This window comes from Pseudomonas sp. Irchel s3b6 (assembly GCF_900187415.1).
Classification (GTDB): domain Bacteria; phylum Pseudomonadota; class Gammaproteobacteria; order Pseudomonadales; family Pseudomonadaceae; genus Aquipseudomonas.
Genome location: NZ_FYDM01000010.1, coordinates 113,775 through 136,919 on the forward strand (window position 1 = coordinate 113,775; position 23,145 = coordinate 136,919).

Annotated in this window: 24 protein-coding genes and 1 pseudogene; 9 read left to right on the forward strand and 16 right to left on the reverse strand. The window is 60.6% G+C overall.

Annotated elements, in window-relative coordinates:
• Nucleotides 1-53: 53 nt before the first annotated feature.
• A complete protein-coding gene (gene phoB, locus CKW07_RS17620; RefSeq protein WP_095146296.1) occupies nt 54-743 on the reverse strand; it encodes a phosphate regulon transcriptional regulator PhoB in 690 nt (229 codons plus the stop codon).
• A 150-nt stretch (nt 744-893) separates the two neighbouring features.
• Here phoB and CKW07_RS17625 point away from each other — a divergent pair, with 150 nt between their 5' ends.
• A complete protein-coding gene (locus tag CKW07_RS17625; protein ID WP_095146297.1) occupies nt 894-1,280 on the forward strand; it encodes a hypothetical protein in 387 nt (128 codons plus the stop codon).
• A 55-nt stretch (nt 1,281-1,335) separates the two neighbouring features.
• Here CKW07_RS17625 and ubiA read toward each other — a convergent pair whose 3' ends face one another.
• Nucleotides 1,336-2,226 carry a 4-hydroxybenzoate octaprenyltransferase gene (ubiA, locus tag CKW07_RS17630; protein ID WP_095081260.1) on the reverse strand — a complete coding sequence of 297 codons (891 nt, stop codon included), beginning with the start codon at nt 2,224-2,226 and terminating at the stop codon, nt 1,336-1,338.
• A complete protein-coding gene (locus CKW07_RS17635; RefSeq protein ID WP_095146298.1) occupies nt 2,226-2,789 on the reverse strand; it encodes a chorismate lyase in 564 nt (187 codons plus the stop codon). The genes ubiA and CKW07_RS17635 overlap by 1 nt, the downstream gene beginning before the upstream one ends.
• Nucleotides 2,790-2,990: 201 nt before the next feature.
• Here CKW07_RS17635 and CKW07_RS17640 point away from each other — a divergent pair, with 201 nt between their 5' ends.
• The 4 genes from CKW07_RS17640 to CKW07_RS17655 all read left to right on the forward strand — a co-directional run bounded on the left by CKW07_RS17640 (nt 2,991) and on the right by CKW07_RS17655 (nt 5,420).
• Entirely contained in the window at nt 2,991-3,158 is a 168-nt protein-coding gene (locus tag CKW07_RS17640) for a rubredoxin (RefSeq protein ID WP_007954349.1), read from the forward strand.
• A gap of 19 nt (nt 3,159-3,177) precedes the next feature.
• Nucleotides 3,178-4,326: an NAD(P)/FAD-dependent oxidoreductase gene (locus CKW07_RS17645; RefSeq protein ID WP_095146299.1), complete on the forward strand. Its 1,149-nt coding sequence runs from the start codon at nt 3,178-3,180 to the stop codon at nt 4,324-4,326.
• 189 nt (nt 4,327-4,515) lie between these two features.
• Nucleotides 4,516-4,791, forward strand: a complete 276-nt coding sequence (locus tag CKW07_RS17650) for an HU family DNA-binding protein (protein WP_003213368.1) — start codon at nt 4,516-4,518, stop codon at nt 4,789-4,791.
• A gap of 245 nt (nt 4,792-5,036) precedes the next feature.
• Nucleotides 5,037-5,420, forward strand: a complete 384-nt coding sequence (locus CKW07_RS17655; protein ID WP_095146300.1) for an SCP2 sterol-binding domain-containing protein — start codon at nt 5,037-5,039, stop codon at nt 5,418-5,420.
• Between the two features lie 306 nt (nt 5,421-5,726).
• Here CKW07_RS17655 and CKW07_RS17660 read toward each other — a convergent pair whose 3' ends face one another.
• The 6 genes from CKW07_RS17660 to exbB all read right to left on the reverse strand — a co-directional run bounded on the left by CKW07_RS17660 (nt 5,727) and on the right by exbB (nt 12,559).
• Nucleotides 5,727-7,127, reverse strand: coding sequence for an aminoacyl-tRNA deacylase and HDOD domain-containing protein (locus CKW07_RS17660; protein WP_095146301.1), 1,401 nt, complete (start codon nt 7,125-7,127; stop codon nt 5,727-5,729).
• Nucleotides 7,128-7,206: 79 nt separating this feature from the next.
• Nucleotides 7,207-9,282 (reverse strand): ATP-dependent DNA helicase RecG, encoded by a 2,076-nt coding sequence (recG, locus tag CKW07_RS17665; RefSeq protein ID WP_095146302.1) that lies wholly within the window; start codon nt 9,280-9,282, stop codon nt 7,207-7,209.
• A 9-nt stretch (nt 9,283-9,291) separates the two neighbouring features.
• A complete protein-coding gene (locus CKW07_RS17670) occupies nt 9,292-10,215 on the reverse strand; it encodes a hydrogen peroxide-inducible genes activator (protein ID WP_095081272.1) in 924 nt (307 codons plus the stop codon).
• A gap of 173 nt (nt 10,216-10,388) precedes the next feature.
• The gene (locus tag CKW07_RS17675; protein ID WP_095146303.1) at nt 10,389-11,138 is read right to left on the reverse strand and encodes an energy transducer TonB; all 750 of its coding nucleotides are present in this window, start codon (nt 11,136-11,138) and stop codon (nt 10,389-10,391) included.
• The gene (gene exbD / locus CKW07_RS17680; RefSeq protein ID WP_095081277.1) at nt 11,135-11,563 is read right to left on the reverse strand and encodes a TonB system transport protein ExbD; all 429 of its coding nucleotides are present in this window, start codon (nt 11,561-11,563) and stop codon (nt 11,135-11,137) included. The genes CKW07_RS17675 and exbD overlap by 4 nt, the downstream gene beginning before the upstream one ends.
• Before the next feature lie 6 nt (nt 11,564-11,569).
• A complete protein-coding gene (gene exbB / locus CKW07_RS17685) occupies nt 11,570-12,559 on the reverse strand; it encodes a tonB-system energizer ExbB (protein WP_095146304.1) in 990 nt (329 codons plus the stop codon).
• A gap of 188 nt (nt 12,560-12,747) precedes the next feature.
• Between exbB and CKW07_RS17690 the strand changes: the two genes are divergently transcribed.
• Nucleotides 12,748-13,605 carry an SDR family oxidoreductase gene (locus CKW07_RS17690; protein WP_095146305.1) on the forward strand — a complete coding sequence of 286 codons (858 nt, stop codon included), beginning with the start codon at nt 12,748-12,750 and terminating at the stop codon, nt 13,603-13,605.
• Between the two features lie 120 nt (nt 13,606-13,725).
• Here CKW07_RS17690 and CKW07_RS17695 read toward each other — a convergent pair whose 3' ends face one another.
• The 6 genes from CKW07_RS17695 to CKW07_RS17720 all read right to left on the reverse strand — a co-directional run bounded on the left by CKW07_RS17695 (nt 13,726) and on the right by CKW07_RS17720 (nt 19,031).
• Nucleotides 13,726-14,466 (reverse strand): hypothetical protein, encoded by a 741-nt coding sequence (locus CKW07_RS17695; protein WP_095146306.1) that lies wholly within the window; start codon nt 14,464-14,466, stop codon nt 13,726-13,728.
• Between the two features lie 56 nt (nt 14,467-14,522).
• Complete coding sequence (locus CKW07_RS17700) at nt 14,523-14,903, reverse strand: RidA family protein (RefSeq protein ID WP_003229509.1); 381 nt, start codon at nt 14,901-14,903, stop codon at nt 14,523-14,525.
• A 37-nt stretch (nt 14,904-14,940) separates the two neighbouring features.
• Nucleotides 14,941-17,046, reverse strand: coding sequence for a bifunctional GTP diphosphokinase/guanosine-3',5'-bis pyrophosphate 3'-pyrophosphohydrolase (spoT, locus tag CKW07_RS17705; RefSeq protein ID WP_095146307.1), 2,106 nt, complete (start codon nt 17,044-17,046; stop codon nt 14,941-14,943).
• Nucleotides 17,047-17,103: 57 nt separating this feature from the next.
• Nucleotides 17,104-17,367, reverse strand: a complete 264-nt coding sequence (gene rpoZ / locus CKW07_RS17710) for a DNA-directed RNA polymerase subunit omega (protein ID WP_003177259.1) — start codon at nt 17,365-17,367, stop codon at nt 17,104-17,106.
• A 167-nt stretch (nt 17,368-17,534) separates the two neighbouring features.
• Nucleotides 17,535-18,155, reverse strand: coding sequence for a guanylate kinase (gene gmk, locus CKW07_RS17715; protein WP_095146308.1), 621 nt, complete (start codon nt 18,153-18,155; stop codon nt 17,535-17,537).
• Nucleotides 18,156-18,167: 12 nt separating this feature from the next.
• Nucleotides 18,168-19,031, reverse strand: a complete 864-nt coding sequence (locus CKW07_RS17720) for a YicC/YloC family endoribonuclease (protein ID WP_095081289.1) — start codon at nt 19,029-19,031, stop codon at nt 18,168-18,170.
• Between the two features lie 268 nt (nt 19,032-19,299).
• Here CKW07_RS17720 and rph point away from each other — a divergent pair, with 268 nt between their 5' ends.
• From rph to gltS, 3 genes and pseudogenes are all read left to right on the forward strand, one after another.
• Nucleotides 19,300-20,022 (forward strand): ribonuclease PH, encoded by a 723-nt coding sequence (rph, locus tag CKW07_RS17725; RefSeq protein WP_095081291.1) that lies wholly within the window; start codon nt 19,300-19,302, stop codon nt 20,020-20,022.
• Nucleotides 20,023-20,051: 29 nt separating this feature from the next.
• On the forward strand, nt 20,052-20,420 hold the full coding sequence (locus CKW07_RS17730; protein ID WP_095146309.1) for a DUF4870 domain-containing protein: 369 nt from the start codon (nt 20,052-20,054) through the stop codon (nt 20,418-20,420).
• A 468-nt stretch (nt 20,421-20,888) separates the two neighbouring features.
• Nucleotides 20,889-22,104: pseudogene (gene gltS / locus CKW07_RS17735) on the forward strand (sodium/glutamate symporter).
• A 180-nt stretch (nt 22,105-22,284) separates the two neighbouring features.
• On the opposite strand, the gene CKW07_RS17740 reads toward gltS, so the two are convergent.
• Nucleotides 22,285-23,064, reverse strand: coding sequence for an exodeoxyribonuclease III (locus CKW07_RS17740; RefSeq protein ID WP_003176915.1), 780 nt, complete (start codon nt 23,062-23,064; stop codon nt 22,285-22,287).
• Nucleotides 23,065-23,145: the final 81 nt, after the last annotated feature.

The window sequence follows — 23,145 nt, forward strand, 5'->3', positions numbered from 1 at the left end:
TACAAGCGGCATCCAGCTTTCCGTTTGTAGCTTAACGCTTGCAGCTACCGCTATCAGGCCTTGGTCGAAAAACGATAGCCAGTGCCGCGCACGGTTTGTACCAGATTCTCGTAGGCATCACCCAGGGCTTTGCGTAGGCGACGGATATGCACATCGACGGTGCGCTCTTCGACATACACATTGCCACCCCAGACTTGGTCCAGCAGTTGGCCACGGGTGTAGGCGCGCTCCTGGTGGGTCATGAAAAACTGCAGCAGGCGATATTCGGTCGGGCCCATCTCGGCCGGGCTGCCGTCGATGGTCACGCGGTGGCTGATCGGGTCCAGCAGCAAGCCACCGACTTCAATCGGCGCTTCGCCATCGCTGGGGCCAGTGCGACGCAACACCGCCTTCAGGCGCGCGACCAGTTCGCGTGGTGAAAAGGGTTTGGTGATGTAGTCATCGGCGCCCACTTCCAGGCCCTGGATCTTGTTGTCCTCTTCGCCCTTGGCCGTGAGCATGATGATCGGGATGTCCCCGGTCAGCTCATCGCGCTTGAGGCGTCGGGCCAGTTCGATGCCAGAGGTGCCGGGCAGCATCCAGTCGAGCAGGATCAGGTCGGGCTTGCGGTCGATGATGATGGCATGGGCCTGTTGCGAATTCTCGGCCTCCAGGCAGTCATAACCAGCCATTTCCAACGCAACGGCGATCATTTCGCGAATGGGCGCTTCGTCGTCGACGATCAGAATGCTCCTGCCAACCATGCCTTTCTCCTCTTGTCATTTAACTGTCTTGCGCCGCATTAGATAACGGAATTATTGCAGTCGTGTGACAGTATTTTAGTGCCTCTGCGATTGCCGCGATCCTGAACTACGCTTTAAGTCCGAATCCTGACAACCACAAAGGAAGGTTCCATGACTCATTACGCTCAATCCTTTAAAGCCTTGGCACTGGCAGCCGCATTGGCATTGCCCTCCATGGCCTTCGCCGCCGATCCGGCAATGATGAAAGGCGGCATGATGGTCGATCACAAGGGCATGACGGTGTACACGTTCGACCAGGACGCAGGTGGCAAGTCGATGTGCAGTGGTGAGTGTGCCAAAAACTGGCCGCCGATGATGGCCCCGGCAGATGCCAAGGCGGACGGTAAATGGTCGGTCATCAAGCGTGACGACGGCATGATGCAGTGGGCGTACGACGGCAAGCCGCTGTACACCTTTGTCAAAGACGAAAAACCTGGAGAAATGAAAGGCGACGGTATGAAGAGCGTCTGGCACGTCGTTCACGAGTCGCAGAAGTAACGGCTGCCGGGCTGGTAGCAGCTGGCTGTGCCAGCTGCTACCTACGGCGCACCCGTCAGCGCAGCGCGTAGTCCAGCACGATCCCGACGAAAATCGCCAACCCGGCCCAGTGGTTGTGCAGGAATGCCTGGAAGCACTTGAGACGATCCCTGTCGCGGGTGTACCAGAATTCCCAGGCAAAACACCCGGCCGCCGCCAGCAAGCCGAGGTGGAACCAGCCGCCCAACTCGAATGTCGAGCCGGCCAGCATCAGGCAGGCCAGCGCCAGTAATTGCAGGGTGAGAATGATCACCCGGTCGGCATCGCCAAACAGGATCGCCGTGGATTTCACGCCGATTTTCAGATCGTCATCGCGGTCGGTCATGGCGTAGTAGGTGTCGTAGCCCACCGTCCACAGCAGATTGGCAATCCATAGCAGCCAGGCACTGGCCGGCAGTTCACCGGTTTCGGCGGTGAACGCCATCGGCATGCCCCAGGAAAACGCCGCGCCCAGTACCACTTGCGGGTAATAGGTGTAGCGCTTCATGAACGGGTAGGTGGCGGCCAGGGCCAGGCCACCGAACGACAACCAGACCGTGGGCGCGTTGGTGCACAGCACCAGCAGGAAACTTACGCCCATCAGCAGGGCGAAGAACACCAGCGCTTCCCTGGAGCTGATCCTGCCGGCGGCCAGCGGCCGTTGTGCGGTGCGCTTCACATGGCCGTCGACCTTGCGGTCGGCCCAGTCGTTGATCACGCAGCCGCCGGCGCGGGTCAACACCACGCCGAGGACGAAAATCGCAATGTTGGCCAGCGACGGCGAGCCTTTGCCAGCAATCCACAGCGCCCACAGGGTTGGCCAGAGCAGCAGGTAAATGCCAATCGGCTTGTCCATGCGCGTCAACTGAATGAAGTCCCAGGCGCGCGGGTTCAGGCGATTCAGTGATTTGAGCAGACTCTGGTACATCAGCGATGATCCCCATCCAGATTGACGGCCTGCCACAGCGCCGGCAGGAATACCTCGGCGACCAGCACGCTCAGGCCTCCCCGATCAAAACGCGAACGCCGGCCCCACAGCTCGGGGGTTTGGGCTGCTTTCGGCAGCCATTGCAGTGGGTAGTGACACACCTCGATGGCACGGCGCTGGAACGCCTGGTCGCAAAACAGCAGTTCGCCCAATGAGCGGCTGCCCAGCTCATCCATATTCAACCCGCCATCGCGCAACGAACTGCGTGCCGCGACGCTGCGAGCAAATACCCAGGCCTGGCCGTGGCCGCGCAAATAGACCTCGCGCACCCAGCCATCGCTGCCCTCCGGCAGGTCCAGTGCCGCGCACTCATCGGCGCGCAGTGGCTGCCAGCCTTCGAACAGCGGCGTCACGCTGAAGCCGTCATCCGACAAACGGGTCAGGCGGCGAGTGAGCGAGCCTTCATCGAGCAGCCAGTCGAGGGTTGGGGCATCGGGAAGGGGCGTCAGCTGGCTGTGTGTCAGCCACAACGGAGCAGGGGGCAGGGGGTTTGAGTGCGGCACAGTGAGTCATTATTGGCAGCAAATGAGGCGGTGAGCTTACCATGTTGGTGGCCGGGATTGGCTGGTCTGGCGGGGTTGCGGCGTCGAACGGGCTTGCATCTGCCGGTCTCGATCAGTACAAGACGCCCTGAGCCGGAGGGCGGACCTTTACCTGGCGACCGTCCGGCCTGCAAAAAGCTTGAGAACCTGAGGAAGCAAGTAATGAAGAAGTGGCAATGCGTGGTCTGTGGGCTGATTTACAACGAAGCCGACGGCTGGCCGGATGACGGCATCGCACCGGGTACCCTGTGGCAGGATGTGCCCGAAGACTGGCTGTGCCCGGACTGCGGCGTAGGCAAGATGGATTTCGAAATGATTGAAATCAACTAAGACTCAAGAGGAGTAAGGAATGAACGCACCTGTCGTGATCGTTGGCACTGGGCTGGCTGGCTACAACCTGGCCCGGGAGTTTCGCAAACTGGATGGCGAAACCCCGCTGTTGCTGATTACCGCAGATGACGGCCGCTCCTACTCCAAGCCGATGCTCTCCACCGGCTTTGGCAAGAACAAGGACGCCGATGGCCTGAGCATGGCTGAGCCCGGCGCGATGGCCGAGCAACTCAAGGCCGAGGTGCGGACCCATACGCGCATCAGCGGCATCGACCCGGGCCACAAGCGCCTGTGGATCGGCGAAGAAGCCGTGGCCTATCGCGACCTGATCCTGGCCTGGGGCGCCGAGACCGTGCGAGTGCCGGTGGAAGGGGATGCCCCAGAAGCGATCTTCCCGATCAACGACCTCGAAGACTACGCACGCTTTCGTGCGGCCGCGTCGGGCAAGCGTCGGGTGCTGCTGTTGGGCGCCGGTCTGATCGGTTGTGAGTTTGCCAATGACCTGATCCTCGGCGGCTACGAGGTGCAACTGGTGGCGCCGTGCGAACAAGTCATGCCGACACTGTTGCACCCGGCCGCTGCCGCCGCCGTACAGGCCGGGCTGGAGGGGCTGGGGGCGAAATTCCATCTGGGGCCGGTCCTCAATCGATTGCAGCGCACCGCTGATGGATTCGAAGGGCACTTGTCCGATGGTCAGGTGATCCCGTGTGATGTGGTGGTGTCGGCCATTGGCCTGCGTCCGCGTGTCGACCTGGCGGCCGCTGCCGGGTTGCAGACCAATCGGGGCGTGGTGGTTGATCGCCTCCTGAAAACGTCTCACGCCAACATCTACGCACTGGGCGATTGTGCCGAGGTCGATGGCCTGAATTTACTGTATGTCATGCCCCTGATGAGCTGCGCCCGTGCGCTGGCACAAACCCTGGCCGGTAACCCGACCGCGGTCAGCTACGGTGCCATGCCGATCACAGTGAAAACCCCGGTCTGCCCACTGGTGGTTTCCCCGCCACCACGGGGTTGCGAGGGTGTCTGGACGGTCGAAGGGCAGGGCTCTGACATCAAGGCGTTGTGCCGGGATACCCACGGGAAACTGCTGGGCTACGCCCTGACAGGGTCGGCGGTGATGGACAAATTGGCTCTAAACAAGGAGCTTCCGGCCCTTCTGGCATAAATACTGGTCGTTCTGTCGGAATCACCCCGCTTTTGCCCTTACAAAGGTGGCGCCGAGACTGGCGCGGCCCGTAACCGCGTGCCATCCTCACTCCCGTCTGCCGCAGAGTAGAGCCTGCGGCGCCTTGGGCGCTGTTCCATTCGGGCAGCACGGACATAACAACAAAAAACCGTCAAAGGGGCTTCACTAATGCGTAAACCAGAACTCGCCGCTGCAATTGCTGAAAAAGCAGACCTCACCAAAGAGCAGGCCAACCGCGTTCTCAACGCTGTTCTCGAAGAAATCACCGGCGCTCTGCACCGTAAAGACAGCGTCACCCTGGTGGGCTTCGGTACGTTCCTGCAACGCCACCGCGGTGCCCGCACCGGCAAAAACCCGCAAACCGGTGAGCCAGTCAAAATCAAAGCCAGCAACACCGTTGCCTTCAAGCCAGGAAAATCGCTGAAAGACAGCGTCAATCCGTAAGACACCGGCAACCCGCCTGGCGGGTGAGCAGGATTGAAAAATGGGCACGCCAACCAGGTTGGGTGCCCATTTTTTGTGGCTGAACAACCAGCGGTTTCGGTTATTCGGCCACGAAGATCAGCGTGACTTGGTAGTCATTGTCCGTAAAAACCCCATCATCTTCTCCTAACACTGCACAACAGTGGTGTTCCTGTTTGAAATCGCTACACTGCGCCAGCGTTCATTTTTTCCTGTGGGGCTTGAGCATGAAATTTCGTTTTCTTTTGTGGATGCTGGGTTTGCTGATGGGTAAGGCCAGTCGGACCAATCCGGCATTTCAGCAACAGTTGGGTGACAAGGACCTGGTGTTCCAGTTGCAGACACTCGACGGCAAGGTGGCGCGGCACTTCGTGGTGAAGGATCAGCGCATCACCAGCAAGTCCGGGGTGTATGCCGAGCCTGCTTTTGCCATTGCCTTCAAGGACGCCACCTACGGCTTCGCCACGATGCAGGCCAAGAACAAGCAGTTGGCGTTCATGACCGGCATTCAGGACAAGTCGATCCAGATCAAGGGCAACCCGGCGCTGGTGATGTGGTTCCAGGGGTTGACCAAGTACTTGAAGCCACGCAAGGCCAAGCCCAAGGCGTGAGGTATTTCGGTTAGACCGCAGTGGATTCCTCGCGGGCAAGCGGAGCGCCGCCCGGCCCGCTCCCACGGGATTGCAATGCTGTTCAGTTAAGGGGATGAAACCGCCGTTGTAGGAGCGAGCGCGCTCGCGATGGACTCCAGAGCAACGCGGTTACCCAGAAAACACGCGTTATCGTTGACGTCCATCGCGAGCGCGCTCGCTCCTACCTAAGGTCGGCGTTTGCTTAATTGAACAGCATTGCCCACAGGATTGGGTTTTTCCCTGTGAGCGCGGGCCGTGCGCCACCCCGCTTTCTCGCGAGTGCTTTCAGTGCTGGGAGAACTGCGACGCCAGTTCGCGCAGCAGTACTTCGGCTTCCAGTACTTTGCTGACCACGTCTTCGGCTTTGTCGCGGGTCAGGCCCAGGCGCTCGAGCAGGTCGTCGGGGATGGCGGCGTCCGGACCGGAGCCGACGCCACGGCTGCGCAGCAGGCGCACGGCCAGGCATACCAGATTCGGGTACTCGGCATAGTCGCCGTCGTAGGCTGGGTCGTGCTGGAAGCGCAGGGCGGTGGAGAGCTCTTCGGGCATGTCCCAGTAACGCATCAACCAGGCACCGATCTGTTCACGGCTGATGCCCAGCAGATGCTGTTCGACGTAGCTGTGGCACAGGTGCGGGTTGACCTCCAGGTGCCGGCAGATCAGCGAAAAGTGCGGCGGGAAGACGTGGGCCAGCAACAGGTAGCCAAAATTGTGCAGCAGGCCGGCCAGGTACGTCAGGCCGGTTTCCGGGCGCTGGGCGCGCGGCATGGCGCGGGTCAGGCCTTCGATGACCGCCGCGGTGTAGATTGATTGCTGCCAGTACGGCGTGGTCTGTTGCGGGTGGTCCTTGGGCAGGCTCAGGGTCTTGCCCAGGGCCAGGCCGAGGGCCAGGTTGATCACCAGGTCAAAGCCCAGCACGCGGACGATCGCGTCTTCCACTGAACGAATCTTGCCGGGTGAGGCGTAGTAGGGCGATGCTGCCCAGCTCACCACTTGCGCAGCCAGAGCCGGGTCGGTTTCCACCACGTCGGTGATGTCGTCGATGGTGGCGTTGGGGTCGACCCGCAGCTTGATGATCTTCTGCGCGGTTTCGGCCAGCGGTGGAATCTCGATGGTCGCTTCCAGGCGCTGCTGGATGCGCCGTGCGGTGAAGGCCTGCACGGCCTGGGTGATTTCCTCGCGGTCATCATCTGGGCGGTCGAGGTTCGGGCGGATGCGGCTCAGGGTCTCGCCGAAGTTCGCGGCGCTGGCCTTGGTCAGCATGGTCTTGAAGTCTTCGCTGGTGATCTCCAGCAGCACGCCAGGCTCGCCCGAGTTGATCAGCAGTAAAGGTTGGCGCAGCAGGCTTTCTTCGTACAGGCACGGTGAGCTGGTCAGTGCTGGCAAGCCTGGCAGAAGGCTCAGGTTGTGTTTGCCGAGCATGCGCTCCAGGCGTTCGACCGGTACGGCAGTGAGCCGGCGTCCGGTGAGTTCGGCCAGGCGGTTGAGGTCCAGCAACTGGCTTTGAGGGAACAGCACCATGAGGGCGCCGATGGCGTCATCGAGCAACACCGCTTGAACCTTGCGCTCGGCGTTGAGGCCCGGGCGATCGAGGACTTCGGTATAGCTGATGTCGAGTTTGCCAAGCAGCAGCCGGATAACAGACGGGGCGTGCGGGGTTTCCGTAGCGAGAGCGACTTCAGTCATGGTCTGTATCCGTTTTTCCTACAATTTCAAGAGTATAACCAGCTTGGTCAGGCCATTGGTTCTTTAACTGAGCGGTGCGTCACACTTGGCCGTATTGCTGGCCATGGCGCAACCAGCGGTCGAGCAGGGGGCTGACGTGGTGCGGCCAGCGCTCCAGCAGCGCTTGTGCGGCATCACGCACGGCCGGCAGCAGGTCGGCGTCGCGCATCAGGTCGGCGACCTTGAATTGCAGCAGGCCGGTTTGCCGGGTGCCGAGCATTTCACCGGGGCCGCGCAGTTCGAGGTCTTTCTCGGCGATGACGAAACCGTCGTTGGTCTCACGCATGATCCCCAGGCGCTGCCGGCCGATTTGTGACAGCGGCGGATGGTAGAGCAGCACACAGTGACTGGCGGCACTGCCCCGGCCAACCCGGCCGCGCAACTGGTGCAGTTGGGCAAGCCCCAGGCGCTCGGGGTTTTCGATAATCATCAAGCTGGCGTTGGGTACGTCGACACCGACTTCGATCACGGTGGTCGCCACCAGCAGTTGCAAGGCGCCAACCTTGAATTCGGCCATGACGGCAGCCTTCTCGGCGGGTTTCATGCGGCCATGGATCAGGCCGACCTTCAGCCCTTCGAGGGCGCTGGTGAGGTCCTCGAAGGTGGTCTCGGCGGCCTGGCAGGTCAACTCTTCAGACTCTTCAATCAGCGTACACACCCAATAGGCCTGGCGGCCCTCGGCGCAGGCACTGCGAACCCGTTCGATGACCTCGACACGACGAGTGTCGGTGACCAGCACAGTGTTGACCGGGGTACGGCCGGGCGGCAGTTCGTCGAGGATCGAAGTGTCGAGGTCGGCGTAGGCACTCATTGCCAGGGTCCGCGGAATCGGCGTGGCGGTCATGATCAACTGGTGGGGGCACATCCGTCCGCCAACGCCTTTCTGCCGCAGGGCCAGGCGCTGCTGAACACCAAAGCGGTGCTGCTCGTCGATGATGACCAGGGCGAGGTTCTTGAACTGCACTTCGTCCTGGAACAGCGCGTGGGTGCCGACCACCATTGGCGTGCCATTGGCGATTTGCTCCAGCGCCGCGACCCGATGCTTGCCCTTGAGCTTGCCGGCCAGCCAGGCGACTTCCAGGCCCAGCGGTTCGAGCCAGCGCTTGAAGGTGATGAAGTGTTGTTCGGCGAGGATCTCGGTGGGCGCCATCAAGGCCACCTGGTAACCGGCCTCCAGCGCCTGCAGGGCGGCGAGGGCGGCAACCACGGTCTTGCCGGCGCCGACGTCGCCCTGGATCAGCCGCAGCATGGGTTCGTGCTGGCTCAGGTCGTAGGCAATTTCATTGCCCACCCGTTGCTGCGCGCCAGTCGGCGCAAAGCCCAGGTTGGCCAGGTACCGAGCCGGCAGCCGGGTGGCCTTGGGCATGGCCGGTGCCCGCAACGCGCGCATGCTTTCGCGCAGGCGTTGTTGCGACAGTTGGTGGGTCAGCAATTCTTCGAAGGCCAGGCGATGCTGCGCCCAGTGATGACCGAGAGCGAGTTCATCGACGTCAGCATCGGCCGGGGGGTGATGCAGGTAGTGGATCGCATCGGCCAGCGGCGCCAGTTGGTAGTCCCTTGCCAGTTCGGCGGGCAACCAGTCAGGCAGGCTGCTGGGGCCGAGCAGGGTCAGGGTTTGCTGGCACAGTTGGCGCAAGCGTTGTTGGGTCAGGCCTTCGGTGAGCGGGTAGACCGGGGTCAGGGTTTCATCGACGGGCGGTGGTTCGTCGCCGGTGATGGCGCGGTATTCCGGGTGGTAGATCTCAAGCCCCGAAGCGCCGGGCCGGGCTTCGCCATAGCAGCGCACGCGGGTGCCACGTTTCAGGCCTTCCTTTTGTGCGTTGCTGAAGTGATAGAAGCGCAGGCTCAGGCCCCCGGTGCCGTCCTGCAAGCGCACTACCAGGCTGCGCCGCCGGCCCATGACCACGTCGGCACCGCTGACGGTGCCTTCGATCACGGCGTCCTGTCCCGGGCGCAAGTGGCCAATAGGGACCACGCGGGTGCGGTCCTGGTAGCGCAGCGGCAGATGGAACAGGACGTCCTGCAGGTTCTCCAGGCCGACCTTGGCCAGCTTTTCGGCCATGGCCTCGCCGACACCCTTGAGTGCCGTGACCGACACGTGCGACAACTCAGTCATGGCTGAAGCTTAACCTGCGACCGCTGTCGGCTTGGCCACCGAACAGAGACGGATCGAGTCAGCGAGGATTTCAATTGCTTTCGGGCGTGGGAAGCTGGCGCGCCAGGCGATGGCCACGGTGCGGAACGGTACCGGTGGCGTCAATGGGCGCACTTCGATCACGCCGGGGGCGTAGTGGTGGCTGTCGACCGCCGAGAGCGGCAGGATCGAGATGCCCAGGCCCGAGGCGACCATGTGCCGAATGGTTTCCAGCGAGCTGGACTCGACCGTGGTGTGCTTGGCGCCGTCGTTACCCTTGGCCAGGGTCGGGCACGCTTCGAGTACCTGATCGCGGAAGCAGTGGCCTTCGCCCAGCAGCAACAGGCTCTTGTCGTTGAGCAGGCTGGCGTCGATGGTGTCTTTCTGGGTCCACGGGTGCTGGGCCGGCATCAGGACGTAGAACGGCTCGTCGTAGAGTTGCAGGGTCAGCACGTCGGCTTCGTTGAACGGCAGGGCAATGATGATGGCATCCAGCTCGCCGTTACGCAGTTTGTCGCGCAGCACGTGGGTGAAGTTTTCTTCGATGTACAACGGCATCTGCGGGGCGACCCGGTGCAGTTGGGGGATCAGGTGCGGGAACAGGTACGGGCCGACGGTATAGATGGCGCCGACTTTCAGCGGGGCGGTCAGCTGGTTTTTACCGGCCTGGGCCAGTTCACGGATGCCTTGGGCCTGCTCCAGCACCTTTTGCGCCTGGGCGACGATGCCTTCACCGACGGGGGTCAGGCGCACCGCGCTTTTGCTGCGCTCGAAAATCAGCACACCGAGTTCGTCTTCAAGCTTTTTCACGCCCACCGACAGGGTCGGCTGGCTGACGTGGCAACGCTCGGCCGCATGACCGAAATGCTGCTCTTGGGCGAGGGTAACGATGTAGCGTAATTCTGTGAGGGTCATAGCGGGCGTCCATGAAGTTGCGAGCCAAGCATACCGGCTGCAATCGATAGGCGCACGTTATCAGACAGAGTGTGTTGAGTGACACTGGGCAATGCATGTTTGCCGTTGCCAGATATGCCAAAGGCACCTTTCGGTGCCTTTGGCGGTGTGTGGCGAAGGTTTTGCGTACCCCGTCAGCGCCGGCGTTTCTCCAGCGAGTACACAAAGGGTGCAACAATTTCGATCGAGCCGTTTTTCAGCATCTCGGCGGGCGGCTTGGGCAGTGGCTGGGCGCGGCGGATCATTTCCAGGGTGGCCCGGTCCAGATCGGCATTGCCGGAACGTCCTACCAGTTCGAAGGACAGTACCTTGCCTTCAGCGTCGACCACGAAGCGCAGGCGGTTCAGGCCTTCCTTGCCCCGTGCCTGTGCGCCTGCCGGGTACTTCTTGTACTTCTGCAGGTGCGCCAGCAGCGTGCCTTCCCAGCTGGCCTTGGCCGCAGTCTGCGCCGCCGACGGGCCGGGTGCCGGTTGTGCGGATTTTGTCGCGGGGGTGTTGGTTGGCGGTGCGTCGGAAGGTTTCTCCTCGGCGGGCTTGTCCTTCGGTGGCTCCGGCTTTTTCTCCACGGGCTTGGGTGGCTGAGGCTTGGGCTTGGGTTTGACCGGCTTGGGCACCGAGATCGTCGGTTTGGGCGCCTCGGCGAGTTTGGGCAGCGGCAACTCTTCCTCCGGTGTCGGAGGTTGTGGCGGCGTTACGACCTTGGGGGGCGCGGGAGGCGGTGGTGCCGGAAGCGGCGCCAACTCGACCAGCATCGCCATCGGCGGCAGCGCGACAGGGGGGGAGGACGTCCAGTTGAGCGCGAGAATAACCGCGACCGCATGGACGCCCAGCACCACCGCCAGGCTACCGCTGTAACGCGTCAGCTTTTGGCGCGTCGTGATCATTTCTTGGCTGCCGTCTCAAGACCGACCAGACCGACTTTCAGGTAGCCGGCTGCGCGCAGGGTATCCATCACGTGCATCAGATCGCCATAGTCCACGCCTTTATCGGCCTGGAAGAAGATGGTCGTGTCTTTCTTGCCCTGGGTGCGCGCATCGAGGATCGCGCCAAGGGTTTCGGTTTTGACTTCGTCTTCACCCAGGTACAGGCGCTGATCGGCCTTGACGCTGAGGAACACCGGTTTTTCTGGTCGCGGTGCCGGCTTGGCGGTCGAGGCAGGCAGGTCAACCTTGATGTCCACAGTGGCCAGGGGGGCTGCCACCATGAAGATGATCAGCAGCACCAGCATCACGTCGATGAACGGCGTGACGTTGATTTCGTGGTTCTCGACGAGGTCGTCGTCCGCCCCTTCCTTTAAATGCAAGCCCATGGCCGATTACCCTACTTTGACCATGTGCGGTTGCGTGGAGCGCTCGCCTGGCTGGTGATCAAGGTCGCGGCTGACCAGCAGCAGCACTTCAGCCGACGCGTCGGAGACCTGGGCCTTGTAGCCGGCAATTGAGCGGGCGAAGACGTTGTAGATGACCACGGCAGGAATCGCAGCCACCAGGCCCAGTGCCGTTGCCAGCAGGGCTTCGGCGATGCCGGGTGCGACCACGGCGAGGTTGGTGGTCTGGGTCTTGGCGATGCCGATGAAGCTGTTCATGATGCCCCACACGGTGCCGAACAGGCCGACGAAGGGGGCGGTGGAGCCAATGGTGGCCAGCACGCCGGTGCCGCTGCTCATGTTGCGACCGCAAGCGGCGACCAGGCGCTCAAGACGGAAGCTGACGCGCTCCTTGATGCCTTCTTTTTCGCGGCTGTTGACCGACAGGCGCATCTCTTCGAGGGCGTCATGGACCAGCAGGTTGGCCAGCGTGCCTTCCTTGCCGGCTGTCATGCTGGCTTCTTTAAGGGTGGTGGCTTTCTTCAGCTGGGCGATTTCACCGCGCAGACGACGCTTGGCGCCCATCAGCTCAAAGCCTTTGGCAATCCAGATGGTCCAGGTGATGATCGAGGCGATGGCCAGCCCAATCATCACGAGCTTCACGATGATATCGGCATTCTGGTACATGCCCCACGGCGACAGGTCATGGGCCATGCCCAGCGTGTTGTCGGATTCCAGTACTTCAGGGCCGTCAATCTCGGTGCCTTCGGCCGCCAGGGATGGGGCCGCTGCGACAGGTGTCACGGCCGTGGCACCGTGGGCTGCATCAACGGCTGGCGCAGGTGCTGCAGCGGCGACCGGTGCAGGGGTGGTCGGCTCATCGGCGAAAGCCGCGGACGGGGCCAGCAGCAGGCTGAACACCAGTGCAGCTGCAGTGCTGAAGGCGCGCGCTGGACGAGTGGGCTTGGTTGGCGAAGCGGATTGTGGATTGCGTGTCATGCTGGCCGGACCTGAGAGAGAAAGAGGATTGATGTCCTTCCAGGCCTCGTGGGCCGAGAACAAAAGTGGCGGGCATTATTGCAAGTAATTCTTGTTAACAGAAGTAATGGAGTCTCTTTTTTTCTTCCACTGCTAGCCGGTCGTCTATTGCCGGGGCTAGTCTGTACCTTTCTGATGAGGGATTTTTAATGTCTGGGCCTTCTGTGGTGATTGCCGGTTGCGGTGATGTCGGTGGCCGCCTGGCCACTCGATTGCTGTCCTTGGGCTGGGAGGTTCATGGCTTGCGGCGTGACATCTCGCGCCTGCCCGAGGGCGTTATTGGCATTGCCGGTGACCTGTTCAATGAAGACTGCCCGGCGACCTGGCCTGTCGGTGCGGTGGATTACCTGGTGTATTGCGCGGCGGCCACCGATCACGATGAGGCCGGTTACCGCGCGGCTTATATTCAGGGCTTGCAGCATGTACTGGGTTGGCTGAATGACTACGGTCAGGCACCCGAACGCCTGCTGTTTGTCTCCAGCAGCAGTGTCTACGAGCAACAGGATGGCGAATGGGTGGATGAAGCCTCACCAGCCCAAGCGGTCAGTTACTCGGGGCGTGTGATGCTGGAGGCCGAGCAGGTGGCACTCGCCAGCGGTTTTCCGACGAGCCTTGTGCGGTTGACCGGCATCTATGGCCCGGGCCGCGAGTGGCTATTGACCCAGGTACGCCGGGGTTATCGGGTGGTCGTCGATCCGCCGCTGTATGGCAACCGCATTCACGTCGACGATGCGGCCGGTTTGCTGGCGTTTCTGCTCAATGCCGATCATCAAGGCGTTGCGCTGGATGACTGCTACATCGGCGTCGACGATGCGCCGGCACCATTGGCAGAGGTCGTGGACTGGTTGCGCGAGTACCTTGGGGTCACCGAGTGGGCTGAGGATGCCAGCGTGCGCCGTACCGGCAGCAAGCGTTGCAGCAACGCCCGCGCCAAGGCGCTGGGCTGGACGCCCCGCTATCCAAGCTTTCGTGAAGGTTATGCGGCGATTCTGGAAGGCAATACCTGACGCAGTGACCTGTAGGAGCGAGCACGCTCGCGATGGACGTTAACGATAAAGCGCATTGACTGAATCAACGCGTTGCTCTTGAGTTCATCGCGAGCACGCTCGCTCCTACGCGTCCGTTGATCACTGCTTTTCCAGTGTCCATTGGCGTTTGCCCGGAGAGAATGACGGTACTTCATCGGCCTGTGCACCGTTGACCGTCTGGAAAATCTCCATGTCGTCACCCTGGCGGGTGAAGATCCACGGGTTGCCCTGGCCGTTGAGTTGCAACCAGATCGTGTCATTGCCACCGCTCATGGAGGCGCAATCGCCCGCCAGGCACAGGGCGTAGCGGTCAGCACCGGGCAGGCCCTGGACAGCGCCATCGGCCTGGAACTGAACGGTGTTGCCTTCACCAGGGCCATTGACGATCTTCCAGCCACCGCCCAGATAGGCTGAGTAGAGTGCGCGTTCGAAGCTGGCACCCAGCGGTGCGCCTTCAGGGGCGGTATCTTTCGGGCGGTCGAACACTTGCTCTGGCTCGTTGTCGCTGGCCACTTGCTGCAGTTGTTTGCCGTCACGCTTCAATTCGGTGCCGGAACTGCCGTAAATCTCGATTTTCCAGGCGCCTGATTGCTCGCCCAGTACCTTGCCTTCGACGTTTTCGAAGCCATTGGTGTAGCGTGCCTGACCTGCCTTGGTGTTGACGTCCCATTCCAGGTTCGGGCCGTTGGCTTGCAGTGCTTCACGCAGCGGAACGCCCTTTGAGGCTGCATCGATTGCCGCCTGGTTGATCCAGGTGCCGCTGATATCGCGGTCGGCGGGGTCACTGGCACAGCCGCCCAGAAACACCGCGAGCAATGAGAGAGCTAGCGCTTTGCGCATGAGGAGAATCCTTAGGAAGCGGAGCTGGCGCAACCCGTGAGGTTGCGCCGCGCGTGTTACTCGATGACCAGAATGGCGTCCATTTCAACCTGCGAACCCTTTGGCAGGGCAGCCACGCCAATGGCGGCGCGAGCAGGGTACGGCTGGTCAAAGTACTTGCCCATGATCTCGTTGACCTTGGCGAAGTGGCTCAGGTCGGTGAGGAAGATGTTCAGCTTGACGATGTCCTTGAACGAACCACCGGCCGCTTCTGCCACGGCCTTGAGGTTTTCAAACACCTGAACGGTCTGGGCTTCGAAACCTTCGACCAGTTCCATGGTTTTTGGGTCGAGCGGGATCTGGCCGGACATGTAGACGGTGTTGCCAGCCTTGATCGCCTGGGAGTAGGTGCCGATGGCCGCCGGGGCCTTGTCGCTGGTGATAACGGTCTTGGTCATGAATGACTCCTTGTAATGACTGGGCTATGTGGGCGGGCTATGCACGCATGCGGGTGATGCGGATCACCCCGGTCAGGGCGCGCAGCTTCTTGATCACGCGGGCCAGGTGTACACGGTCGTGTACGCTGACCACCAGTTGGACCACGCTGATACGACCATCGCGTTCGTCCATGCTGATTTTTTCGATGTTGCCGTCGGCGGCGTTGACGCTGCTGGCCAGCAACGCGATCAGGCCGCGCTGATGTTCCAGCTCGACGCGCAGCTCGACATTGAATTCGCCGGTGACATCCTTGGCCCACGACAGCTGGATGCATTTTTCCGGGTTGTGGCGGATTTCGCTGATGTTGCGGCAGTTGTCCAGGTGCACCACCATGCCCTTGCCCGCAGACAGGTGACCGACAATCGGGTCGCCGGGGATAGGGGTGCAGCACTTGGCGTAACTGAGCACCAGGCCTTCGGTGCCGCGGATGGCCAGCGGGCCTTCGGGGCTTGGCAGCTGTTCGCCTTCGCCCAACAGACGGCGTGCCACGACATAGGCCATGCGGTTGCCCAGGCCAATGTCTTCGAGCAGGTCTTCGATCAGTTCGAGGCGGTACTCGGTGAGCATCGCCTTGACGCGATCGGCCGGAATTTTTTCCAGCGAGCTGTCGAAACCGTTGAGCACTTTGTTCAGCAAGCGTTCGCCGAGGCTGATGGATTCGGAGCGGCGTTGCAGCTTCAGCGCATGGCGGATGTGGGTTCGCGCCTTGCCGGTGACCACGAAGTTGAGCCAGGCAGGGTTCGGCCGCGCGCCGGGGGCACTGACGATCTCGACGGTGGAGCCACTTTGCAGGGGTTCGGACAGTGGCGCGAGACGACGGTTGATCCGGCAGGCGATGCAGCTGTTGCCGACGTCGGTATGCACGGCATAGGCAAAGTCGACCGCTGTGGAGCCTTTGGGTAGCTCCATGATCCGGCCTTTTGGCGTGAACACGTAGACCTCGTCCGGGAACAGGTCGATCTTCACGCTTTCAATGAATTCCAGCGAGTTGCCGGCGCGTTGCTGCATTTCCAGCACGCCCTTGACCCACTGGCGGGCGCGGGCGTGAGTGCCTTTTGGCTGCTCGTCGCCACTGGATTTGTACAGCCAGTGCGCGGCGATGCCGTTGTTGGCCATCTCTTCCATTTCACGGGTGCGGATCTGGATCTCGATCGGAACGCCGTGCATGCCGAACAGCGTGGTGTGCAGCGACTGATAGCCGTTGGCCTTGGGGATCGCGATGTAGTCCTTGAAGCGACCCGGCAACGGTTTGTACAGGTTATGTACGGCGCCCAGTACGCGGTAGCACGTATCGACCTTGTCGACGATGATCCGGAACGCATAGACGTCCATGATCTCGTTGAAGGCCCGACGCTTGCCGCGCATTTTCTTGTAGATGCCGTAGAGGTGTTTCTGGCGACCGCTGACTTCGCCCTGAATGCCGTCGATGGCCAGGCAGTGGCTCAAGGACTCTTCGATCTTGTTGACGATTTCCTTGCGGTTGCCCCGGGCGCGCTTGACGGCCTGGTAGATCCGCGCGGAACGCATCGGGTGCATGGCCTTGAAGCCCAGGTCTTCGAACTCTATGCGGATGGCGTGCATGCCCAGCCGGTTGGCAATGGGCGCATAGATTTCCAGGGTTTCCTTGGCAATGCGTCGGCGTTTTTCACCGGACAGCACTTCCAGCGTGCGCATGTTGTGCAGGCGGTCGGCCAGCTTGACCAGGATCACGCGAATATCGCGCGCCATGGCCATGGCCATTTTCTGGAAGTTTTCAGCCTGGGCTTCGGCCTTGGTCTCGAAGTTCATCTGGGTCAGTTTGCTGACCCCGTCGACCAATTCAGCCACGGTTTCACCGAACTGCGCTTGCAGCGCTTCCTTGGCGATACCGGTGTCTTCGATCACGTCATGCAGCATCGCCGCCATCAGGCTCTGATGGTCCATGTGCATGTCGGCAAGAATGTTCGCGACCGCGAGCGGGTGCGTGACATACGCCTCGCCGCTGCGGCGGCGTTGGCCGTCGTGGGCTTGTTCGGCGTAGAAGTACGCTCGGCGGACCAGGTTGACCTGGTCATTGCCGAGGTAGGTCGATAAGCGATCGGCGAGGGCGTCTATGCTCGGCATGATGACTCCTGCCGATGGCTGTGATCCCGCGCCGTGCTACGTCGACCAGGCATAGGCTTAGACGGCCTCGTTGGACTCGTCCTCGAACGCTGCGAACAGCGGTTCGTCTTCGACGATTTCTGCATTGGCGATGAACTCGTAGCTCATCAGGCCTTCAGCGATTTCGCGCAGGGCGACAACCGTAGGCTTGTCATTTTCCCACTGAACCAATGGCTCTTTGCCACCGGTGGCCAGTTGACGGGCACGCTTGGTAGAGAGCATGACCAGCTCAAAGCGGTTTTCCACGTGTTCTAGGCAGTCTTCAACGGTTACGCGGGCCATGGTATTCCTCGGAGCGAATGCAATATGCGCGCTGCCCGGTTGGGCGAGCGGACTCAACAGTTTAAAAAATCACCAGCGTTTAGGGAAGCGCTGATTTTTTGACCAGGCTCTTCAACGCGCTGCAAGTACCAATGTAAAGCCCCTGCAGCGGTTTTGGGAAGTGCTCTTTAGCCCAGCAATTCAGCTAGTAATTTGCCGTGACGCTGTTGCTGGCGCTTCTGGTGCAGCTGGTTGGCGCGGAAAATCGCCTTCAGATCGTCCAGTGCGTGGGCAAAATCGTCGTTGATGATCAGGTAGTCGTAGTCGACGTAGTGGCTCATCTCGCTCACGGCTTCACGCATCCGGCCTTCGATGATCTCGTCGCTGTCCTGGCCGCGGTTGGTCAGACGCTGGCGCAGTGCTTGCTGGCTTGGCGGCAGGATGAAGATCGAACGAGCCTGCGGCATCAGCTTGCGGACCTGTTCGGCACCTTGCCAGTCGATTTCCAGAATCAGGTCGTGACCTTCATCCAGGGTCTGTTGCAGGTGGCTTTGCGAGGTGCCATAGAGGTTGCCGAACACTTCGGCGCGCTCCAGGAAGTCACCGTGCTCGCTCATCTTCACGAACTCTTCGCGGGCGACAAAGTGATAGTTGACGCCGTTCACTTCGCCCGGGCGCATGGCGCGGGTGGTGTGCGAGACCGAGACGCGGATTTGCGGCTGCGCGTCGATCAGGGCCTTGACGAGGCTGGTCTTGCCCGCGCCCGAAGGGGCGGAAATGATGTAGAGGGTGCCGGTGCTATGGGTCATGTCGGGGTAGCCTTACTCTATGTTCTGCACTTGTTCGCGCATTTGTTCGATCAACACCTTGAGGTTGACCGCCGCTTGGGTGCTGCGCGGGTCGAAGGCCTTGGAGCCCAGGGTGTTGGCTTCGCGGTTGAGTTCCTGCATCAGGAAGTCCAGGCGCCGACCGGCAGCGCCGCCGGACTTGAGCACGCGGCGCACTTCAATGATGTGGGTGCTCAGGCGGTCCAGTTCTTCGGCGACGTCGCTTTTTTGCGCGAGCATGACCATTTCCTGTTCCAGGCGCTGCGGGTCGAGCTCGACCTTCATGTCGGCGCAGCGGTCGAGGACTTTCTGGCGCTGGGTGGCGAGCATCTGCGGAACCAGTTCGCGCAGGGTCACCACGTCTTCTTCAATGGAGGTCAGGCGTTCGTTGATCAGCCGGGCCAGCTCCGCGCCTTCGCGCTCGCGTCCGGCCTTGAGTTCCTTGAGACCCTGGTTGAACAGCGTCAGGGCCTCGGCATTCAGGGCTTGCGGGTCAGTAGCATCGGCTACCAGTACGCCGGGCCAGGCCAGCACTTCCAGCGGATTCAACGCAGCAGGATTGCTGATCAGGCCAGCGACGGTCTCGGCGGCAGCGACCAGTTGCGCGGCGCGCTCGCGATCCACTTGCAGCGGTTTGCCGGTGCTTTCTTCGGTGAAGCGCAGGGTGCATTCGAGCTTGCCCCGGGACAGGCCCTGGCGCAGCGCTTCGCGCACGGCGCCTTCGAGGTCGCGGAACGACTCCGGCAGGCGCAGGTGGGGTTCCAGGTAGCGGCTGTTGACCGAGCGCAGTTCCCAGCTCAGGGTGCCCTGGACGCCGGCTTTCTCGACGCGGGCGAAGGCGGTCATGCTGTGCACCATGGGGGTACCTCGCAATGCAGATCGGCGCAGAACCGATGTTCCGGGAGCCCGATATCAATGAATTTAAGCCGACTGGCAGCAAAGGCGCAGGATTGTAGCGCAGTGCGGCGGATGCTCCCAAATGGCGCGTGTGACAAAGCGCTGCAGCTCGTCGCATGGCGCTGTTCAGAGCCTTCGCTCGTCGCTCCGGGTTTTTAGAAGTGCCCAGGCGCGTCCGCTCGCCCTATAATGCTCGGCAGATTTCCGTCCTCCGTACAGGTGTTCCTCTATGAAACGTCCAAGTGGTCGCGCTGCCGATCAGCTCCGCTCGATCCGCATCACCCGCAACTACACCAAACACGCCGAGGGATCTGTACTGGTCGAGTTCGGTGATACCAAGGTGATCTGCACCGTCAGCGTCGAGAACGGCGTACCGCGTTTCCTGAAGGGCCAGGGCCAGGGCTGGTTGACCGCCGAATACGGCATGCTGCCGCGCGCCACGGGCGAGCGTAACCAGCGTGAAGCGAGCCGTGGCAAGCAGGGCGGCCGCACCCTGGAAATCCAGCGCCTGATCGGCCGTTCCCTGCGCGCGGCGCTGGACATGTCCAAGCTGGGCGATGTCACCCTGTACGTCGACTGCGATGTGATCCAGGCTGACGGCGGTACGCGTACCGCTTCGATCACCGGCGCCATGGTTGCGCTGGTCGATGCCTTGAAAGTGATCAAGAAGCGCGGCGGCCTGAAGGGCGGCGACCCGCTCAAGCAAATGATCGCGGCTGTTTCGGTCGGCATGTATCAGGGCGAGCCAGTGCTGGACCTGGACTACCTGGAGGATTCGGCTGCCGAGACCGACCTGAACGTGGTGATGACCAGCACCGGTGGTTTCATCGAAGTGCAGGGCACTGCCGAAGGCGCGCCGTTCCAGCCTGAAGAGCTGACCGCGATGCTGGAGCTGGCGAAAAAAGGCATGAGCGAAATTTTCGACCTGCAAAAAGCCGCGCTGGCTGACTGATTGTTCCGATTCCCGGCAAGGAGAGCGTCATGAGTGATGAGCAACTACCGGTGCCCGCGCCGAGCCGTGAGGTTCGTCAGTGGGCCATGTTCTGCCATCTCTCGGCCTTGCTGGGGATCTGGGTGCCGTTCGGCTCGCTGATCGGGCCGCTGATTCTCTGGCAAATGAAGCGCGAAATGGACCCGTTTATCGATGACCAGGGCAAGGAGGCGCTGAACTTCCAGATCAGCGTGGCCATTGCCTCGGCCATCTGCCTGTTGCTGATGGTGGTGGTCATCGGGTTTTTCCTGTTCGGCCTGCTGGCCATCGGGGCGCTGGTGTTGACGATCATTGCCGGGGTGAAAGCCAATGAAGGGTTTCCTTATCGGTACCCGTTCACCTGGCGCTTGATCAAATAATAACCAGCTCAAATCCCCTTGTGGGAGCAAGCCCGCTCCCACATTAAGAAGTCAGCGCATACAAAAGGTCTGATCAGGCCGTGCGAAAACGAAGTTCGCCGCGTTAAAGAAAATGCCCCGATAAGTTGGGGCATTTTCATTTCCGAAATTAACTAAATGTTTCTAGTTGTGTATGGTGCTTGCCAATTACGGCAATTAGTGCATCGGGGGTTTACCGTGCAATCACACCTATGGTTCTTACACTTTTAGTCACAACTACAAGTTGCCAGTACTGCCTATATGCTTGGCAATGACACTTGTCGGTTGATAAGGTTGCCCCCACGAAATATTTCAAGAAATATTTTGATATATTCAAACCATTGAAGGTCCTTGAATCTAAAACTAATCAGTGTTGAGACGATCAACCTGTTCAGGAGGCGTGTCCAGGTAAAAAGTTCGCCCCTGAATATATATCCAAGAATAATCCAGATGGTTCAGCTCGATTTTTATGGAACATTAGTAGCCGCCTCTTTAGTACTTTTGCTGGGTCGCGGACTTGTCACACGTGTTGGTTTCTTACGCGCCTACAACATCCCCGAGCCTGTAGCCTGTAGCCGGTGGCCTGGTGGTCGCCTTGGTTCTCTTGGCTTTGCGAGGTCTTGATGTTGAAGTCCGATTTGATACTTCATTGCAGACGCCCTTGATGTTGGCGTTTTTCGCCACCATTGGCTTGAGTGCTGACTTCGCCAGCCTGAAGAAAGGCGGGCGCGTAGTGGGGGTTTTTCTACTGGCGGTCACCGGGCTTCTAGTGGTTCAGAATGCCATGGGTATCGGTCTCGCAAAAGCGTTGGGGCTCGATCCTTTGATGGGGCTGTTGACCGGCTCAATTACCTTGGCGGGCGGTCACGGTACAGGCGCTGCGTGGGGGGCGACGTTCAGTGAGAAGTACGGTCTGGCTTCCGCCTCTGAGCTTGCGATGGCCTCTGCGACGTTTGGATTGGTGCTGGGCGGTTTGATTGGTGGGCCGGTCGCTCGCCTGCTGATCAAACGTACACAAGTATCCGGCTGCCTTGAACAAGAAAAGCCACGGGTGCCAAAGGGCTTTGAACAGCCGAACAAAGAGCGCTCGATCACACCATTTTCGTTTATCGAGACACTCGCGCTGATCGCCGTCAGCTTACTGGCAGGTTCTCTTCTGAATGGACTGCTCCTCGGAACCGCATTTGAGTTGCCGACGTTTGTTTGCGTCTTGTTCGTGGGTGTTGTTTTACGCAACGGGCTTTCAGCGCTTGGTTTGTATCAGGTATTTGAGCGTGAAGTCTCTGTGCTGGGGAATGTCAGTTTGTCGCTGTTTCTGGCGATCGCTTTGATGTCACTCAAGCTATGGGATCTGGCTTCGCTGGCTTTGCCGATCTTCATCATCCTGGCTGTCCAAACGTTGGTCATGGCGCTGTTTGCGATTTTTGTGACGTTCAGAGTCATGGGCAGTAACTACGATGCGGCAGTACTGGCGGCAGGGCATTGCGGTTTTGGGCTGGGTGCCACGCCAACGGCCATTGCTAACATGCAAGCGGTGACACAGCGCTACGGGCCTTCGCAGATAGCGTTTCTAGTGGTGCCAATGGTAGGGGCTTTCTTCATCGACATCGTTAATGTCATCGTGATCAAGTTGTACCTTGCGCTGCCATTTTTTGTCGCTTCCTGAGGATCAGGTCACGTCCAGGAAAAGTGGAACAGCACGTTCCGGGAGCTGATTCCACTCTGGATTGGCACATAAAAAATGCCCGTATCTTCCGATACGGGCATTTTCTTTAACCGGCCAGCAGAGTGCCTGGCTTCACACCGCCTGAGCGATGCCGGCTTTCTTGTGTCTGCGAAAAAACGCTTAGATCGTCAGCGTCCAGTCGTAGTCCACGATCAACGGCGCGTGCTGCGAGAACCGCGGCTGACGTGGCAGGCGAGCGCTGCGAACAAAGCGGCGCAGGCCCGGGGTCAGCAACTGGTAGTCGAAACGCCAGCCCAGGTTGAGCATCTCAGCCTGTTCGTTATCTGGCCACCAGCTGTACTGGTCGCCTTCACGGCTGACTTCGCGCAGGGCGTCGACATACCCCATGTTGCCCACAATCTCGTCCATCCAGGCGCGCTCAGGCGCCAGGAAGCCTGGGGATTGCTGGCTGTCGCGCCAGTTCTTGATATCCAGCTTCTGTTGCGCCACGTACAGCGAGCCACAATAAATGTACTCGCGACGTTTGCGTCGCTGTTTATCCAGATAACGGGCGAAGTCGTCCATTAGCTTGAACTTCTGGTTCAAGTCTTCATCGCCATTCTGCCCCGAAGGGAGCAGCAAGGTCGCGATGCTGACCTTATCGAAATCGGCTTGCAGGTAGCGCCCGTAGCGGTCGGCCGTCTCGAAGCCGAGACCGCTGATGACAGCCTTCGGTTGCAACCGCGAATACAAAGCCACGCCACCTTGGGCGGGGACTTCGGCATCGCAGGCATAAAGGAAGTAGCCATCCAGTTGGAAGGCTGGATCGTCCAGTTCAAAGGCGGAGGCGCGGGTGTCCTGCAGGCAGATGACGTCGGCATTCTGTGCTTGCAGCCAACTGAGCAAACCACGCTCGACTGCCGCCTGAATACCATTGACGTTCACACTGATGATCCGCATAAATGGCCCCAAAAATCGCGTGCGTGTATGATACACGGCGTCAAGCTAATTAGCTAAATCCGTGGTATTTGGGGTTTTTTT